This is a genomic window from Streptomyces sp. NPDC107575, assembly GCF_055657265.1.
On record NZ_JBVKBG010000001.1, the window covers coordinates 844,675 to 861,378 of the forward strand.

The 16,704-nt window shown below is 71.2% G+C and carries 16 protein-coding genes; 10 read left to right on the forward strand and 6 right to left on the reverse strand.

Annotation, left to right across the window (positions count from 1 at the left end):
• Nucleotides 1-19 precede the first annotated feature (19 nt).
• Together ACZ7L4_RS03930 and ACZ7L4_RS03935 are read left to right on the forward strand one after the other, a co-directional pair.
• The gene (locus ACZ7L4_RS03930; RefSeq protein ID WP_472099432.1) at nucleotides 20-1,513 is read left to right on the forward strand and encodes a serine/threonine-protein kinase; all 1,494 of its coding nucleotides are present in this window, start codon (nucleotides 20-22) and stop codon (nucleotides 1,511-1,513) included.
• Complete coding sequence (locus tag ACZ7L4_RS03935; protein WP_472099434.1) at nucleotides 1,513-2,076, forward strand: hypothetical protein; 564 nt, start codon at nucleotides 1,513-1,515, stop codon at nucleotides 2,074-2,076. Before ACZ7L4_RS03930 ends, ACZ7L4_RS03935 begins: the two co-directional genes overlap by 1 nt.
• Before the next feature lie 177 nt (nucleotides 2,077-2,253).
• On the opposite strand, the gene ACZ7L4_RS03940 is transcribed toward ACZ7L4_RS03935, so the two are convergent.
• Nucleotides 2,254-5,352: a family 78 glycoside hydrolase catalytic domain gene (locus ACZ7L4_RS03940; protein WP_472099436.1), complete on the reverse strand. Its 3,099-nt coding sequence runs from the start codon at nucleotides 5,350-5,352 to the stop codon at nucleotides 2,254-2,256.
• A gap of 277 nt (nucleotides 5,353-5,629) precedes the next feature.
• Between ACZ7L4_RS03940 and ACZ7L4_RS03945 the strand changes: the two genes are divergently transcribed.
• Complete coding sequence (locus ACZ7L4_RS03945) at nucleotides 5,630-6,658, forward strand: LacI family DNA-binding transcriptional regulator (RefSeq protein ID WP_450809117.1); 1,029 nt, start codon at nucleotides 5,630-5,632, stop codon at nucleotides 6,656-6,658.
• Nucleotides 6,659-6,737: 79 nt separating this feature from the next.
• Entirely contained in the window at nucleotides 6,738-7,205 is a 468-nt protein-coding gene (locus ACZ7L4_RS03950) for a nitroreductase/quinone reductase family protein (protein WP_472099438.1), read from the forward strand.
• Between the two features lie 17 nt (nucleotides 7,206-7,222).
• Here ACZ7L4_RS03950 and ACZ7L4_RS03955 read toward each other — a convergent pair whose 3' ends face one another.
• Entirely contained in the window at nucleotides 7,223-7,693 is a 471-nt protein-coding gene (locus ACZ7L4_RS03955; protein WP_472099440.1) for a flavodoxin family protein, read from the reverse strand.
• A gap of 157 nt (nucleotides 7,694-7,850) precedes the next feature.
• Here ACZ7L4_RS03955 and ACZ7L4_RS03960 point away from each other — a divergent pair, with 157 nt between their 5' ends.
• The gene (locus tag ACZ7L4_RS03960; protein WP_472099441.1) at nucleotides 7,851-9,155 is read left to right on the forward strand and encodes an alpha/beta fold hydrolase; all 1,305 of its coding nucleotides are present in this window, start codon (nucleotides 7,851-7,853) and stop codon (nucleotides 9,153-9,155) included.
• A 29-nt stretch (nucleotides 9,156-9,184) separates the two neighbouring features.
• Complete coding sequence (locus ACZ7L4_RS03965; RefSeq protein ID WP_472099442.1) at nucleotides 9,185-9,937, forward strand: PIG-L deacetylase family protein; 753 nt, start codon at nucleotides 9,185-9,187, stop codon at nucleotides 9,935-9,937.
• Between the two features lie 28 nt (nucleotides 9,938-9,965).
• Here the strand turns inward: ACZ7L4_RS03965 and ACZ7L4_RS03970 are convergent, their stop codons facing one another.
• Together ACZ7L4_RS03970 and ACZ7L4_RS03975 are read right to left on the reverse strand one after the other, a co-directional pair.
• Nucleotides 9,966-10,376 (reverse strand): hypothetical protein, encoded by a 411-nt coding sequence (locus ACZ7L4_RS03970; protein ID WP_472099444.1) that lies wholly within the window; start codon nucleotides 10,374-10,376, stop codon nucleotides 9,966-9,968.
• A 438-nt stretch (nucleotides 10,377-10,814) separates the two neighbouring features.
• Nucleotides 10,815-11,366, reverse strand: a complete 552-nt coding sequence (locus ACZ7L4_RS03975; protein WP_472099446.1) for a hypothetical protein — start codon at nucleotides 11,364-11,366, stop codon at nucleotides 10,815-10,817.
• Between the two features lie 180 nt (nucleotides 11,367-11,546).
• On the opposite strand from ACZ7L4_RS03975, the gene ACZ7L4_RS03980 reads away from it, so the two are divergent.
• The 4 genes from ACZ7L4_RS03980 (at nucleotide 11,547) to ACZ7L4_RS03995 (ending at nucleotide 14,624) form a co-directional block, all read left to right on the forward strand.
• Nucleotides 11,547-12,128, forward strand: a complete 582-nt coding sequence (locus tag ACZ7L4_RS03980) for a TetR/AcrR family transcriptional regulator (protein WP_472099448.1) — start codon at nucleotides 11,547-11,549, stop codon at nucleotides 12,126-12,128.
• A gap of 48 nt (nucleotides 12,129-12,176) precedes the next feature.
• Nucleotides 12,177-12,857: an HD domain-containing protein gene (locus ACZ7L4_RS03985; RefSeq protein WP_472099450.1), complete on the forward strand. Its 681-nt coding sequence runs from the start codon at nucleotides 12,177-12,179 to the stop codon at nucleotides 12,855-12,857.
• Nucleotides 12,858-12,920: 63 nt separating this feature from the next.
• Complete coding sequence (gene hemC / locus ACZ7L4_RS03990; protein WP_472099452.1) at nucleotides 12,921-13,853, forward strand: hydroxymethylbilane synthase; 933 nt, start codon at nucleotides 12,921-12,923, stop codon at nucleotides 13,851-13,853.
• Between the two features lie 126 nt (nucleotides 13,854-13,979).
• Entirely contained in the window at nucleotides 13,980-14,624 is a 645-nt protein-coding gene (locus ACZ7L4_RS03995) for a LysE family translocator (protein ID WP_472099454.1), read from the forward strand.
• Nucleotides 14,625-14,634: 10 nt separating this feature from the next.
• Here ACZ7L4_RS03995 and ACZ7L4_RS04000 read toward each other — a convergent pair whose 3' ends face one another.
• The gene (locus tag ACZ7L4_RS04000) at nucleotides 14,635-16,059 is read right to left on the reverse strand and encodes an MFS transporter (RefSeq protein WP_472099456.1); all 1,425 of its coding nucleotides are present in this window, start codon (nucleotides 16,057-16,059) and stop codon (nucleotides 14,635-14,637) included.
• Nucleotides 16,056-16,655, reverse strand: coding sequence for a TetR/AcrR family transcriptional regulator (locus ACZ7L4_RS04005; protein ID WP_472099458.1), 600 nt, complete (start codon nucleotides 16,653-16,655; stop codon nucleotides 16,056-16,058). The genes ACZ7L4_RS04000 and ACZ7L4_RS04005 overlap by 4 nt, the downstream gene beginning before the upstream one ends.
• Nucleotides 16,656-16,704 lie beyond the last annotated feature (49 nt).

Here is a 16,704-nt window from a genome sequence, read left to right on the forward strand (position 1 = left end):
GCAACTGGGCGAAGGAGGCATGGGCGAGGTATGGGAGGCCCAGGACGAGACCTTGAACCGGCTGGTCGCCGTGAAGGTGATCTCGCTGCTTGCCGGAGCGGGCCGTGCCGGCGACGAAGCGCGTGCCCGGTTCTTGCGTGAAGCGCAGATCACCGCACGTCTCCAGCAGGCCAACATTGTGACGGTGCACGACCTGGGACAGACGGGGACGGGAGCGGACGCGATGCCGTTCCTGGTCATGGAACTCGTCCAAGGAGTGGGGCTGGACGAGAGGCTGCGCCAAGGCGCCGTATCGGCGCGTGACGCGGCGCAGTGGGGCGCACAGATATGTGACGCGCTCGCTCATGCCCATGCTCTCGGCGTTATGCACCGGGACATCAAACCGTCCAACATCCTCGTCCCGCACGCGGGCGGCGGAGCGAAAGTGCTCGATTTTGGCATCGCCCGCGCCGTCGCCCCTGACAAGAGCGCTGACCGGCTCACCCACACCGGGTACGTCGTGGGGACACCTGCGTACATGGCTCCCGAGCAGGCACGTGGCCGTCCCGAGCCGCGCAGCGATCTTTATGCACTCGGCTGCCTGCTGTTCGAGCTGATCACCAGCCGCCTGCCCTTTCAGGCCCCCGACGCCGTGGGGTATCTCTCTGCTCAACTGACCGAAGAGCCACCGGCCCCCAGCACCGTGCGCCCGGGCATCGACGCCGCGTGGGACGACCTGATTCTCACGCTCCTGAGCAAAGACCCCGACAAGCGATACGCCTCAGCTGACGCCGTCGCCCAGGCGCTGCGAGGCCTCGGCCAATCGCGCCATCGAACCCAGACGGGCCTGACGACCTCGTCGTCTTCGACGATGAGCACTACTTCGCAGCCCGGCCCCGCTCGGGATGCCCCATTCACCATGTCGTGGACCGGCACCGACCCGCTGGAGACATACGGCGCGCAGACACGCGCGCCGTTCGACGGTCGGCGGCAGGCAGCCAAGGTGGGGATCTCGGCGACGGCGGCGGCCATGGGCTTCTACCTGTCTCTCGGATTGAATTACGGAGCTGTCTCCGGTGAGCAATTCACTGGTTGGGCTGCCGTCTGCGTGCTCTCCGCGGTCGTGTCCTTTTACTCCCTCGGGGTGCTGGTGCACACGGCGTGGGACCGTCGCATGCGGCGGCTCCACACGGGGCATCGGGGCTGGACGCTGGAGGTCGGGCCGCATGGCATCACCACCACGAGCAGTGTCGGACGGCGAGTGTTCGGATGGGACACGATCAAACGTATCGAGATCGGCTCGATCCGGTCCGACGCACCGTATGTACACAAGGGTATTCTGCTGACACCACGCGGAAACTCATGGCCGAGGCGGAGAGACTGCCCTGCAGGCTGGCCCTACCGTGTATCGCCCATGCGAGACGGCGGCCAGCCCTTTGTCGCCTGCGTCCTGGGCCCCCTCACCTCACGCCAGCGCACCAGGCTCGTCCAGGCACTCGCCCGCTACGGCGGCAAACGCTGGCAGAAGCCGTGATGACATGTGAGTCCGTGCGTCCGGTGCTGTTGGTGGATGTGGACGGGCCGTTGAACCCGTATGCCGCGAAGCCCCATCGAAGGCCCAAGGGCTATGAGACACATCGCCTGCTCACGCCTCGCTGGGTGGCCGCCGAGCGGCGTCGGCTGAGGGAATGGGGACTGCCCAACAAGCCGGTGAAGCCGTTGCGGGTTTGGCTCAACCCGAAGCACGGGCCTGCGCTGCTCGACCTTCCCTTCGACCTGGTGTGGGCGACCACGTGGGAGGAGGAAGCCAACACCGTCATCGCGCCAATATTGGGACTGCCCGAACTGCCCTGCGTTTCCTGGCTGCCCACGCGTCACGAGCCCGGGGATGGTGTCCATTGGAAGACGCCTGAGGTCGTCGCGTGGGCGCAAGGCCGGGCGTTCGCCTGGATCGACGACGAAATCACAGAGGCCGACCGCATCTGGGTGAAGCAACGGCACAACGGACCGGCGCTATTGCACCGAGTCGACCCACGACTTGGCCTCGGCGGTGCCGACTTCGCGGCGTTGACGGCATGGGCAACCGGCCTCGCCTGAGGGCGAACTCGTCGTGGGACGCGAAGTGAGGTGGTTCACGCCTCAGGACGGTCGCGCGATCCATGACGTGATCTCGCGGGCTTACCGGCTCGGCATGAAATGGACACCCGGCCGGAAGTAGCCCGCCGACGGAACTTCGTGGCGGGCTACGTTCGTCTCCGTTTCTGCCTGCCCGCGTCAGCGCACCGAACTCGTCACCCGATACCTCCCCGGCGACAGCCGGTACGTCGCCACCTTGTCCGTGAAGCTCTCGAAGTGGACCCCGGCGGTCTTCGCCAGTGGGGTGCGGCCCTCGCGGACCGTGTCGGATGAGACGGCCGGTAGGGCCAGGGTCGCCTCCGTGTTGGGTGGGACCACCGCCTCGTACGTGAGGGTGCCGGCGGGGGAGAGGGACCAGGTGCTCGTGATCTCGCCGTAGGGGGAGAGGTGGCGGGCCTCGACCTCGGTGATCTTGCCCGTCGGGTCCAGGTGGGGCTGGAGGCGGAAGCGGCGGAAGCCGGGGTGGTCGGGGTCGGTGGCGATGCCGGCCATGTACGCGTACATCCACTCCATGATCGCGCCGTACGAGTAGTGGTTGAAGGAGTTCATCTCCACCGGGCCGAAGCCGTCTTCCTTGGAGTAGGAGTTCCAGCGTTCCCAGATCGTCGTCGCGCCGTTCTTCACCGAGTAGAGCCAGGACGGCATGGCGTCCTGGTGGAGGAGTTCGTACGCCAGGTCGGGGCGGCCCTCGTCGGTGAGGACCGGGGCGAGGACGTTCGCGCCGAGGAAGCCGACTGAGAGGGTGTTCTCCGCGTAGGCGACGCGCGCGCTGTCGGGGTGGGCCGCCTTGTACGCCGCGTCATTGCCGATGTTGTCCGCCAACAGGCCGACCAGGGCGCGGCGTTGGGCTTGCGTGTCGTAGAAGCCGAGTTTGAGGACCCAGAGGAGGGCCGACTGGCTGTTGTCCTCGGGGTCGCCGCCCATGAGCGGCTTGCCGCCGAGGCTGGAGCGGACCGTGATCTTGTCGCCGTCGACCGCGATGTACTTCGCCATGAAGGCACGGCGGATGAGGGTGAAGAGGGTCTCGTACGACTTCGACTCCGAGGTCCTGCCCGTTGCGCGTGCCATCTGTGTCATCAGGCGCACGCTGTACGCGTAGTAGACGTCGCTCATCAACTGCGTGCCGGTGTTCTGGAAGGCGAGCCAGTCGGCGAAGATCGCGCCCTGGCCGGCGTAGCTGTCGCCGCCCTTCTTCTTGATCCAGTTGATGTAGGCGACCATGGCGTCCCAGCTGCGGTCGATGACCGTCCTGTCGCCGCTCATCTGCCACACCGTCCACGGCACGACAACCCCGCAGTCCGCCCAACCGCTGCACGGCTCCGCCGCGTTGTACCGGTTGCCGGGGGCCACCGCCGTGAACTGCGCGCCGCCGACGCCGTACGTCTTCTGCGACTCGATCAGGATGTCCTCGAAGTGGCTGAGGAAAGCCACCGAGTCCGTGTTGTACAGGCCGGTGCGGGAGAACACCTGGGTGTCGCCGGTCCAGCCGAGCCGCTCGTCGCGCTGCGGGCAGTCGGTGGGCACCCAGAGGTAATTGCCGCGCTGGCCCCAATGGACGTTGCTGATCAGCTGGTTGACGTCGTCGTCGTTGGTCCGGATGCTGCCGGTCTCGCGGATCGCGGAGGTGGCGACCCTGCCGGTCAGGCCGGAGACCGTGACCTCGGCGTCCTTCGTGGTCACCTCCACCGACACGTACCGGAAGCCGTAGAAGGTGAGTGAGTCCTCGTGCGTCTCGCCTTCGCCGCCGGCGCCCTTGAGGATGTACGTGCTCGTGGCCTTCGCCGAGCGGAGATTGGCCCGGTAGAGGGAGCCGACGGGGCCGTCCGCGCCCTTGCTGTCGTCGTTGAGCATCTCGCCGAACCTGACGACGACTTCGGCTCCGGCCGGACCGCGCAGTGTGTAGCGGGGGACACCGACCATGTTCTGGCCGAGGTCGAAGACGGCGGTGTCACCGGGGCGCAGGGTGGCCGGGCCCGGCTTGCCGGAGGTGGAGCGGGCCGGGTCGGGGACGATGCGGCCCTTGCCGTTGGCGCTCGACTCCTCGCCCGTGACCTCGGAGTAGACCGTCAACGACTCCGGCGTGCGGTCCCACTTCGCCATCAGGCGGGCTGTCTCGCCGGGGTAGGCGGTCAGCTTGGCGTCCGGGTACTTCGCGGCGTAGCCGACCTCCTCGACGTCCGACCACGCGGAGGTGTCGAAGCCGCTCGCCGTCCAGCCGGGGAGTTCCTTGCGGGCGTCGTAGGTCTGGCCGTCGTAGATGTCGTCGGCGCGGTAGGGGCCGGTGTCGGTGGCCTTCCAGCCGGCGCCGGGCTTCGTGACGAAGCTCTGCGTGCTGCCGTCGGAGTACCGGACAAGCAGCTTGGCCTTGAGGGCGAGCGGATTGCCGTCCTTGGAGTAGTACTTGCTGCCCTCGGAGACGCGCGCGTTGTACCAGCCGTTGCCGAGCACGGCGGCGAGCGTCACGTCGCGGCCGCCGCCGCGTGCGACCAGGTCCGTGACGTCGTACGTCATGTAGTTGACGCTCGTGTCGTAGTTGGTCCAGCCCGGGGTGAGGAGTTCGGCCGTGCGGCCCTCGGCCTCGGGGACCGTCACGCGCTCGCCGTTGACGTACGCCTCGTAGACGCCGAGCGCCGTCACGTACAGGCGTGCCTCGCGGACCCGGCCGCCCTTGCGCAACGCGGTCTGGCCGCGCAGCAGCGGCGCGCCCGCCGAGTTGGGCTTCTTGCCCTTCATGCCGATCCACTGGGCGCCGTCCCAGCGGGTGACACCGTCGGTGCTGAGCAGGGCGGTCTCGAAGCGGGCGGCGGGGGAGGTGCCGACCTCGCGGCCGTCCGCGTCCCACACCGTCACGGACCAGAAGTAGCCGGTGGACGGCTTGAGTTCGGGCCCGTCGTAGCGCACGGCCACCGAGTCGGACGACTTGACGCGGCCGCTGTCCCACACGTCGGCGCGGGAGAGTCGGGCCGCGCCGGACGCCACCCGGATCCGGTACGCGCCCTGCGCCAGGCCGCGCTTTCGCGAGCCGAGCCGCCAGCCGAAGCGGGGGCGGGCGGCGTCGGTGCCGAGGGGGTCGACGCGGTGCTCGGTGGTGAGTCCGGTGACCGCGCCCTCCGGGGGAGCGGGCAGGGAGGCGGCTTCGCTGGGGGCCGCGGCGGCTGACGGGCTCGCGGCCGCGATGACGGGCACCGCGCCCGCGCTCGCGGCGAGGACGGTTCTGCGACGTATGTCGCTGCGCATCTCGGGGTGTCCCTTCGTCGGTGAAGGTGTTCCGGTTCAAACGATTCAGGTACGCGCCGTGAGAGGCAAGAGGCGTGCATGAGGTATACGTGAGGCACATCCGGCTTACTGGTACGGCGGATCGCGGGGAGGGAGGCGCGGCGGGTGACGTCCCGCCAGCCCGGACGACTGGTCTGACCGAAACGATTCACCCGGTCGTCCGGCGTATCGAACACCGACCGGCCCCCGCCACGTACACTCCCACTGCCGCACCAGCTCACCAGGAGGACCACACCCGATGGGACAGTCCGTGGGGATCAAGGACGTCGCCCGTGAGGCGGGGGTGTCCGTGGGCACGGTCTCGAATGTGATCAACCGGCCCGAGGCCGTGGCCGATGCGACGCGTGCCCGCGTCCAGGCCGCCATCGAGCGGCTCGGCTATGTCCGCAGCGAGTCGGCCCGCCAGCTGCGCGCCGGGCGCAGCCGCATCATCGGCCTGCTCGTCCTGGACATGGGCAACCCGTTCTTCGTGGACGTCGCACGCGGAGCCGAGCGGGCCGCCCGTGACGCCGGGCTCGGGGTGATGGTGTGCAACAGCGCGCAGAGCCCGGCCGAGGAGGCCGACTACCTGTCGCTCTTCGCCGAGCAGCGGGTGCGCGGGGTGCTCCTCACGCCCGCCGAGGCGACCGGCCCCACCGTGGAGGCCTTCCGCAGGCACGACATCCCGTTCGTGCTGGTCGACCGGGTCGCCGAAGGCGCCACCGAGTGCTCGGTCTCGGTCGACGACGTCAACGGCGGGGCGCTCGCCGTGCGCCACCTCGTCGACGCGGGCCACCGCTCCATCGCGTACGTCAGCGGACCGCCCACCCTCAACCAGGTCGCGGACCGCCGCCAGGGCGCCCAGCGCGCGCTGAAGGAGGCCGGCCTCCCGTCCTCCGTGCTGCGCGAACTCCCGACCGAACGCCTCGACGTGGCCGCGGGCCGCGACGCGGGCGCCCGCCTCCTCGGCCTCACCGAACGCCCCACCGCCGTCTTCTGCGCCAACGACCTCCTCGCCCTCGGCGTCCTGCAGTCCCTGTACGCGGCCGGGGTCCGGGTCCCCGAGGACATCGCGATCGTCGGCTACGACGACATCGAGTTCGCGGCGGCGGCCGCCGTCCCGCTCACGTCGGTGCGCCAGCCCGCGGTCCACATGGGCGCCCTCGCGGCGGACCTGCTCCTGGAGGAGATCGAGGCGGCCGACGACCCGGAGAGCGCGCACGAGCACCGGCGGGTCGTGCTGCAACCGGAGCTGGTGGTGCGCGGGTCGAGCCTCGGCGCGCGCTGAGCGTCAGCGGACCGTTCGGCCCTACCGGGGGCGGTCGACCGCGGCTAGCGTGCTGCGGAACCGCCATGGGGAGGGCGCCATGCCGACCGGGGACCGTACGAAAGCGCCGTGGCTGCCGCCGCGCTGGTTCATCCGCCTGGCCTGGAAGGTGCACCGGGGCGCGTACCGGGCCTTCGGCGGCCGGATCGGTCTGTGGAAGCCGCGCCCCAGCAAGTGGGGCACCCTGCGCCTGACCACTACGGGCCGCCGCTCCGGCCGCCCGCGCGGCGTCATCGTCGCCTACGTCGAGGACGGCCCGCACCTGGTCACGCTGGCGATGAACGGCTGGGGCGAGGGCGAACCCGCCTGGTGGCTCAACCTCCAGGCGCACCCCGAGGCGAGTGTCCACCTGGTCACCGGGCGGCGGACGGTACGCGCGCGTGCGGCCACGGGCGAGGAGCGGGAGCGGCTGTGGGACCGCTGGCGCGCGATCGAGACGAACCTGGACGCGTACGCGGCGAAGCGGTCGTTCGAGACCACAGTGGTGGTCCTGGAACCACTGTCCTGAACCGCGGTCAGGAGTTGTCAGGAGACCGGCCCACGGCCGTCCCGCAGCCGCGAGGCGAACTCCCGTGCCGCGGCGAGATCCGCGTCGTTCGGCCGGTGCTTGTTGATGCCGCCGACGACCTTGAAGGGCGCCCAGGTGTCGAACGCCCTGCACGTGAAGCCGGCGTCCACCTCGTAGCCCTTGCTCGCGAGGAGGTGCGACAGGGGACGGGTGAAGCGTGTCAGAGGTGTCTCGGGGAGCCCGCTGGTGGCGAAGACGAAGGCCCGGCCGCGAGTGGCGGGCAGCGCCCCGGCGAACTCGGTCAGGCGCGGGTGCAGCTTCGTGTAGAAGACGCCGGAGCCGAGTCCGACGAGGTCGGCCTCCGCGAGTTCCGTGGGGTCGGCCTGCTCGGGGGTGACGACCTTCGCATCCAGTACCTCGGCCATGGCGTCGGCGACACGGCGCGTGTTGCCGTGCGAGACGGAGTGGCACACGATGACGGCTTTCATCGACACGATCCTTTCTGGGACTCCTGAGCTTTCGAAAGGGAGAACCGGTCAGGCGCCCCGGATGTGACAACCGGATGTGGCAGAAGGTGTCGATCATGGGAGTGGGAGACTGGCCGGACGCACCATCCGCACCACAGCCCACCGCACAGGAGCCGCATTGAGCGCCGCCAGCTACCGACAGGCCGGGGTCGTCCTGACCGACCGCCGGTTCTCCGTCCCCCTGGACCACGACGTCCCCGACGGGGAGCGCATCGAGCTGTTCGCGCGGGAGGCCGTCGCCCCGGGGCGCGCGCACGAGAACCTGCCGTGGCTGCTCTACCTCCAGGGCGGCCCCGGCTTCGGCGCCAACCGCTTCTCCGGCCCGGCGGCCTGGCTCGGCCGGGCCCTGAAGGACTACCGCGTCCTCCTCCTCGACCAGCGCGGCACCGGCGCCTCCGCCACCGTGAACCGCCAGACGCTCCCGCTGCGCGGCGACGCCGAACAGCAGGCCGCGTACGTGGGCCACTTCCGCGCCGACTCGATCGTCCGCGACTGCGAGTACATCCGCCGCGAGGTCACCGGCGGCGCGCCCTGGACGATCCTCGGACAGAGCTTCGGCGGCTTCTGCGGCGTCCGCTATCTGTCGTCCGCGCCCGAGGGCCTGGAGACCGCGCTCATCACGGGCGGCCTGCCCACCCTCGACGGTCACGCCGACGACGTCTACCGCGCCGCGTACCCGCGCGTCGAGCGCAAGGTCCGCGCGCACTACGCCCGTTACCCGATGGACGTCGAGCGGGCGAAGGAGATCGCCGCGTACGTCCAGGAGCACGAGCCGGTCCTTCCGAACGGCTACCGCCTGACCGTCCCCGCCTTCCAGTCGCTCGGCATCTGGCTCGGCGCGGGCGACGGCAGCGACCGCCTGCATTACCTCCTGGAGGACGCGTTCGTGCGGACCCCCGGCGGGCGGGAGCTGTCCGACGCGTTCCAGGAACAGATCGCCGGCGCGCTCTCGTACCGCCCCCACCCTCTCTACGCCGTGCTGCACGAGGCGATCTACGCACAGGGAGGGCGGCCCACCGACTGGTCGGCGGAGCGCGTGCGCGGGGAATTCCCGCAGTTCGACGGGGAGAAGGCCCTCGCGGACGGCGGGCCGCTGCTGTTCACCGGCGAGACCATCCACCCCTGGCAGTTCGACTGCGACCCGGCGCTGCGCCCGCTGCGCGAGGTCGCCGAGCGGGTCGCGGCCCGCACCGACTGGGCGCCGCTGTACGACCCGACCCGGCTCGCCGCGAACGAGGTCCCGGCCGTCGCCGCCGTCTACCACGACGACATGTACGTGGACACGGAGCACGCCCTGCGCACGGCCCGCACCATCCGCGGTCTGCGCCCCTGGGTGACGAACGAGTTCGAGCACGACGGCCTGCGGGCGGGCGGTCCGCGCGTCCTCGACCGGTTGCTGGCGATGGTGCGCGGAGAGGTGTGAGCCCCCGGGCGGGGTCATAGGCTGCCCGCATGACCCTGCCCGAACCGAACACCCAAGCCTCGCTGCAGCCCATGCCGGAGGACTGGCAGCGGGCTCTCGCCGTCGTCGCCCACCCGGACGACCTGGAGTACGGCTGCTCCGCCGCCATCGCGGCCTGGACGGACGCGGGCCGCGAGGTCGGCTACGTACTCGCCACCCGCGGCGAGGCCGGCATCGACACCCTCGAACCGGCCAAGTGCGGCCCGCTGCGCGAGCAGGAGCAGCGGGCCAGCGCGGCGGTCGTCGGCGTGGAGACGGTCGAGTTCCTCGACCACCGGGACGGCGTCATCGAGTACGGCACGGCGCTGCGCCGCGACATCGCCGCCGCGATCCGCCGGCACCGCCCCGAACTCGTCATCACCCTCAACCACCGTGACACCTGGGGCGGCGTCGCCTGGAACACTCCCGACCACGTCGCCGTCGGCCGGGCCACGCTCGACGCGGTGGGCGACGCGGGCAACCGGTGGATCTTCCCCGAGCTCACCGAACAGGGCCTCGAGCCGTGGAACGGGGTGCGGTGGGTGGCCGTCGCCGGTTCCTCGCAGCCCACGCACGCCGTCGACGCCACGGCCGGCCTGGAGCGCTCCATCAGCTCGCTCCTCGAACACCGTACGTACATCGAGGTGTTGACCAGCGAGGACCCGGAGACGTACTGCCGCACCTTCCTCACGGGCAACGCGCAGGCGGCGGCGGTGCGGTTCGGCGGGAAGCCGGCGGTGCCGTTCGAGGTGTTCGCCCGGTAGGGCTCGCGCGCCCGGTGGGCCCCGCCGCTCACAGGGCGCTGCTGCTCGCCGAGTCGACCCGGCACGTGGGCCAGTGCCGGGCGCCGCGCGACACGAACCCTTCGGCGCAGCACGCGGTGTACAGCTCGGCGAACGCGTCCGCGGACAGCATGCAGCCCTTGCCATGGGCGTAGCCGCCCGAGAGATGCGCGAGGCGACAGCACTCGACGGCCATGTCGAGTTCCTCGACGATCGCCGCGCGCCGGGCCCGCTCGCACTCGGAGAGGACCGCCTGGTGCTCGGCGTAGGACCGCAGCGCGGACCGGACGAGGACCGTGGCCAAGCACAGGCCGGGCAGGCAGTGCCACGGGGCTTCGGTCAGGCCGACGTGGAGGGCACCGACGGTGAGCGCGGCCGCGGCGAAGAGATGGGCGCGGGCGGTGCGGAGTGCGCGGGTCATGATCAGTCCTCACTGGCGCGACGTTCGAAGCGGTGGCATTCGTGGGCGCAACGGTGGGAGAGCTCGTAGGGGCAGGGTGAGCGGCAGCGGCGTTCGTGGCAGTCGTGGCGGATGGTGCCCGTGCATTTCTCGTGTTGCATCGTGTTGCTTCTCGGGGGCGGAGGTGGAGGGTTCTGGTGAGGATGGCCGGATCGACTCCGGGGTGGTTGAGCGAGGGAGCGCCCTTGCTCGCCCTGTGGTGAGCAGGAGCGCGCAGGCGAGCGGCCGGATGGGCGGCGCGACGTCGAGGTGCCGGCCATGTCGGACGGCTTCGCCGTTGTGGCTGGTGTCGGCCACAGACGGGTGGTGGCGCTTTCGGGACCACGGGGACGGCCGCCCTCGTCGTCGAGGACGGCCGGTCGGGGGGCGGACGGCGCCGAGGCCTCGCGCTCGTCCGCCTCAGCGGCGCAGACGGAGCGCGGAGACGAGGAAGAAGACGCCGCCCAGGAAGGCGTATCCGGCCAGATTGGTCAGCGACGCGTCGTCCTTCGCCGCCTGGGCGACGAAGGAGGCCCCGGCGAGGGCGGAGATGCCGCCGCTGGCGATCATCGGCCACTGTCCGCCCATGCCGCGCCGCAGGACACCGACGGTTAGTTGGACGAGGCCCGCGGTGACGGCCCAGGCACCCCACAGGCGCAGCACGGCCGGGATGCCGGAGGAGACGGCCGCGATCAGCCCCGCGGTGGTCAGGACGCTGAGCGTGATGTTCGCGTAGAGGCCGAGCACGGGCCCGCGGTCGGCCCTGGCGGAGCGGACGTCGACGATCGCGCAGGCCACGTCGAACAGGGGATAGACCACCAGCAGTGTCTTGCTGAGGGGCCCCAGGGTGTCCGCGCTCGTGAACAGCAGGCCGGCCCAGACGGCGGCGAACGCGAAGCGGAGCAGGTACAGGCGGCGCAGCGACGCGACGGGGCTCGTCGCGGGGGCGGGTGTGGAGACGACGGTTTCCATGAGGATCCCTTTCGGAGGGCGGAGGGCGGAGGAGAAGCAGGAAGAAGGCGTGGGCGTGGCGCGCCGAAGCAGCCAAGCGAGGGAGAACGTTCGGTCTCTTTCCTCTTTCTCATCTAAAGCCGTCCGCGGCCCGCCGTCAAGACCGAACGTTCTCCCTCGCGCTCCTGGTACGGTGACGCCATGAGCGCGAGCACGACAGGCGGCAGAACGTCCGAGGCGCGGACGCGGCTGCTCTCCACGGCGACCCGCATCTTCTACGGCGAGGGGATCCACTCCGTCGGCGTGGACCGGATCATCGAAGAGGCCCAGGTCACCCGGGCCACGCTGTACCGGCACTTCAAGGGCAAGGAAGACCTGGTCCTCGCCTATCTGCAACAGGCCGACCAGGGCATCCGCGGCCAGGTCGAGGCCGTCCGCGCCCAGGAGCTGCCCCCCGCCGACACGGTCCGCGCCGTCGCCCGCACCATCACCGAGGGCATCCGCTCCGAAGGCTTCCGCGGCTGCGCCTTCCTGAACGCCGCAGCCGAGTACCCCGACCCGTCCCACCCGGTCCACCAGGCCGTACTGGCGCACCGGCAGTGGTTCCTGGACACCGCCGTCGAACTGCTCGACCGGGCCGGCTGCACGCCCGCGGACGCGGTAGGGCGGCACTTCGTGATGCTCCGGGACGGCGCCATGGCTGCCGGCTGCCTCTCCGACGCCACGCTCATCTCCGAGACGTTCCTGTCCGGGGTGGAAGGCATCCTGCGCTCCGCGTCCTGAATGACGGCGCGCCGCCGCGTGTCGGCCCGTGCATGCCACGATGAAGTCATGAGTCACGACGAAGGCGTGAGTGGTGCGGGTGGCGAGCGCCGCGCTCTGCTCGCCGACAAGACGCCCTTCCCCGAAGGCCTCGACGACCGGCTGCGGGACCAACTCACCTTCCTCGTCGAGGTGGATCAGCTCAAGACCGTCCTGCGGCAGTCGCCCCTGGCCGCGGCGGAGCGCCGCGAGAACGACGCGGAGCACTCGTGGCACCTGGCGATGATGGTGGTCGTCCTCGCCGAGCACGCCGACCGCCCCATCGACGTCGGGCACACCGTCCAACTGGTGCTCCTGCACGACCTGGTGGAGATCTACGCCGGCGACACACCCCTGTACGACAGTGCCGCGGGCAGCGACCAGGAGGAGCGGGAGAGCGCCGCGGCCGACGAACTGTTCGGACTGCTCCCGGCGGACCAGGGACGCCGGATGAGGGCACTGTGGGACGAGTTCGAGGAACGGCGCACCCCTGAAGCGGTGTTCGCCAAGGCGATGGACCGGCTGCAGCCCCTGCTCCTCAACTGGATGGCGCGCGGCGGCACCTGGCGCACTCCCGGCGTCACCGCCGACGACGTCCGCGCCCGCAAGGCGGTGATCGGGGACGCGTCCGCGGCCCTGTGGCAGGCCGGACAGCGGCTCATCGACGAGGGCGAGGCGCGCGGCTGGTCGCGGCGTGCCGAGCCCGGATGAGCGCGGGCCGCTGTGGCGCGGGGGTGTCGATCCCCGCAAGGCCAAAGGGGCTATCGTGTCGGCATGGCAGCCGAGTTGATCCGTATCGTCTCCCGTTCGTCGCCGATGGCGCTGGCCCAGGTGGAGCGTGTCCGCGCCGAACTCGCCGCGCTGCACCCCGGCATCCGCACCGAGGTCGTGCCCGTCACGACCAGCGGTGACAAGTGGATGGGCGACCTGTCGAAGCTCGGCGGCAAGGGTGCGTTCACCAAGGAGGTCGACCGGGCGCTGCTCGACGGCCAGGCCGACCTCGCCGTGCACTGCCTCAAGGACATCCCGGCGGACCGGCCGCTGCCGGAGGGCTGTACGTTCGGCGCGTACCTCAAGCGGGACGACGTACGGGACGCGCTGATCGACCCGGCGGGCCGCACCCTCGACGAGCTGCCCGAGGGGACCCGCGTCGGCACGTCCTCCGTCCGCCGTGTCGCCCAACTCGCCGCCTCCCACCCGCACTTGGAATGCGTCCCGATGCGCGGGAACGCCAACCGCCGCATGGAGAAGATGGCGGCGGGCGACGCGGACGTCCTGCTCCTCGCACTGTCCGGGCTCGAGCGGATCAACCGCACCGACGTCATCACGGAGGTGCTCGCGCCGGAGCGGATCTGCCCGCCGATCGGCGCCGGGATCCTGGCGCTGCAGTGCCGCGAGGACGACGAGTCGACGCTGGAGGCGGTGACCGGGCTCGGCGACCGCGACACCTGGCGCGAGGCGACCGCCGAGCGGATGTTCCTGCACGTCCTTCAGGGCCACTGCAACTCACCGATCGCCGGCTACGCCCGCGCCGAACGCTCCGGCGACCTGTCGCTGCGGGGCTGCGTATTCACCCCCGACGGCAAGCGGGTGCTGAACGCGCAGGAGTGGGCGGGGCCGTTGGACCCGGCGACGCTGGGGATGTCGGTGGCGGTGGCGCTGCTGCGGCAGGGTGCGCGGGAGCTGATCGACGGGATTCCGCACTGAGACGCTGAGCCCCGGGACCCTGGTGCCCTGGGGGCTGGTCCGATCGGCGGACTCTCCTGATCGCGTAATCTGTGGCACGGATGTTCGGGTGTTCGGGTGTCCCGTGCGCGACCAGGAGGGTGACCGGTGATCAGTGCGACCGCAGTCGGGGGAGTGGCCCTGATCGAACTGGGCATGGCGCTCACGCCGGGGCCGAACATGATCCACCTGGCGTCGCGCGCGATCACTCAGGGGCGCAGGGCGGGCCTGGTCAGCCTGAGCGGCACCGCCGTCGGCTTCGTGGCCTATCTGCTGGCCGCGGCCGCGGGGCTGTCCGCACTGTTCGCCGCCGTGCCGGTGGCGTACCTGGTGGTCAAGCTGGCCGGCGCCGCCTACCTGGCCTATCTGGCCTGGAGCATGCTCAAGCCCGGCGGGCGCTCGCCGTTCGCCCCGGCGGGGGACCTGCCGCCGGTGTCCGACGCCCGGCTGTTCTCGATGGGGCTGCTGACCAACCTGCTCAACCCCAAGATCGCGCTCCTGTACGCCGCGCTGCTGCCCCAGTTCCTCGATCCGCACGCCGGGCCCGCCTGGGTGCAGCTGCTCCAGCTCGGCGGCGTACAGATCGTGGTGGGCCTCGCCGTGAACGCCGCGATCATGCTGGGCGCGGCGCGGGTCTCGGGATTTCTGGCGGCGCGCCCCCGCGCCATGACCGCCCAGCGGTTCACGGCGGGCGGCCTGCTCGGCGTCTTCGCGGTGCGCACGGCGCTGTCCCGTACGCCGGTCTCCGGCTGAGCAGCGCCCGTCAGGACGTTTCCGTACGGGCCTGGACCGCCGCCTTCGGAGTCCTGCCCGGAAGCCGCAACGCTGTCGCGCCGGCCACGAGCACCAGGCCGGTGAGTGCCGTCAATGTCACGCCCATCGACGCCACGAAGTCCGCGCCGGACGCGAGCAGTGTCGTCGCCGTCGCCACGCCGAGCGTCGGGCCCACGTTCATCGCCGTCTGCTGCAGTCCGCCCGCCACCCCGGCCGCGCGGAGGTCGGCCCGGCGGACGAGCGACTCCGTCGCGGCGACCATCACCGTGCCGAAGCCCGTGCCCATCGCGAACGCGCAGGCTCCGACGGCCAGTTGAGGCGGCGACGTGTCGAGGCGTCCGAAGCCGAACACCCCCGCCGCCAGGATCAGCATCCCGCCCGATGTCGTCGCCCGGGTCCCGCAGCGGCGCAGCAGTACCGGGGTGAGCGGCGCCGCCAGCACCATGCACAGGGCGGCGGGCAGCATGCGCAGCGCCGTGCCGAGCGGGTCGAGGCCGAGTACGTCCTGAAGGAAGTACGTGGCCGTGAACAGTGTGCCGAACAGGGCCGCCGACGCCGTCAGCAGGATGACCAGCGCGGGGGCGACGGTCGGGGACGCGAGCAGGGCGGGGGACAGCAGTGGGTCCGCCGTGCGGCGCTCGTGTGCGACGAAGCCGACCGCCGCCGCGCCTGCGCCGCCCGCGAACAGCGTCGTATCAGCCGTCCACCCGGATCCCGGCAGGCCGGCCAGCGCCGCCACCAGGCAGCCGAGTGCCACGGCGAGCAACAGCGCGCCGCCCGGATCGAGTCCGACGGTGCGTGGTGCGGGCGCCGCCGTACGGTCGTCGGCGGGTACGTCATCGGTCCGCTCAAGGGCGTCGTCCCGCACCGCCAGGACGAGCATGGCGATCACGACGGCGGGCAGCACCCCCAGGAAGAACACCGAACGCCAGCCCAGTTGCGCCGTCAGCGCCCCGCCGACCAGTGGGCCCGCGGCCGCCGCGACACCGATCGCACTGGTGCGCAGCGCGATCGGCATACCGAGCGCATCGGCGGCGTAGGCCGTCCGCAGCATGCCCAGCGTCGCCGGCTGCAGCAGTGCACCGCACACCCCCTGGAGCACGCGCAGCCCGATCACCCAGCGGATGTCCGGCGCGACACCGATCCCGGCGGAGGCCGCCGCGAACCCGAGCGTCCCGTATCCGAAGAGCCGCGCGTGCCCGTAGCGGTCGCCGAGCCGCCCGGCGAACACCAGCAGGCTCGCCACCGCGATCAGATAGCCGGTGCTGGTCCACTGGACCTGTGCGAGGGAGGCGCCGAGGTCGTCCTGGAGCGCGGGCTGGGCGACGGTCAGGACCGTGCCGTCGAGCGCGACGAGGACCGCGCCGACGACGCTGCCCGTGAGCGTGATGCGGCGACGTGTCGAGCCGTTCACCGGGATGCCGGGCCCAGATGGGCGTCGAGCACCGTGGCCAGCAGCGGCTCGATGTCCTCGGCGGCGACGGCCAGTTGGAGGCTGCCCCAGCCCCACAGCTGGGCGACACCGTGCAGGTTCGCCCACAGCGCGCCGGCCACGAGGGCGGGTTCCGTATCGGGTCGGGCGGCGGCGATCAGCCCCGTGAGCATCTTGAAGAGCGGAAGACTGGTCTCGCGCAGACCCAACTCACCGCTCTCCAACAGGTCATGGCGGAACATCAGCTCGTACATGCCGCGGTGTCGCGCCGCGAAGTCGAGATAGGTGCGGGCGAGGGTGGCCACCTGGGTGCGCGGGTCCTGGCCGCCGTCGCCGTCGCCGTCGGCGAGCGCTTGCGTGACGCGCTTGCCGAGTTCCTCGAAGCCGCGCCGGGCGATGGCCGACAGCAGTTCGAGGTGGGTCGGGAAGTAGCGGCGGGGCGCGCCGTGCGAGACACCCGCCCTCCGGGCGATCTCCCGCAGCGACAACGCCGCCGCGCCATCCGTGTCCACGAGCGCCACGCCGGTGTCGATGAGGCGCTCGCGGAGGCTGTCGCCGGTGGGGCGGTTCATCTGCATAGACACTGTCTACCGGATGGAGGTAGACAGTGTCTACTGCGGGGTGTGT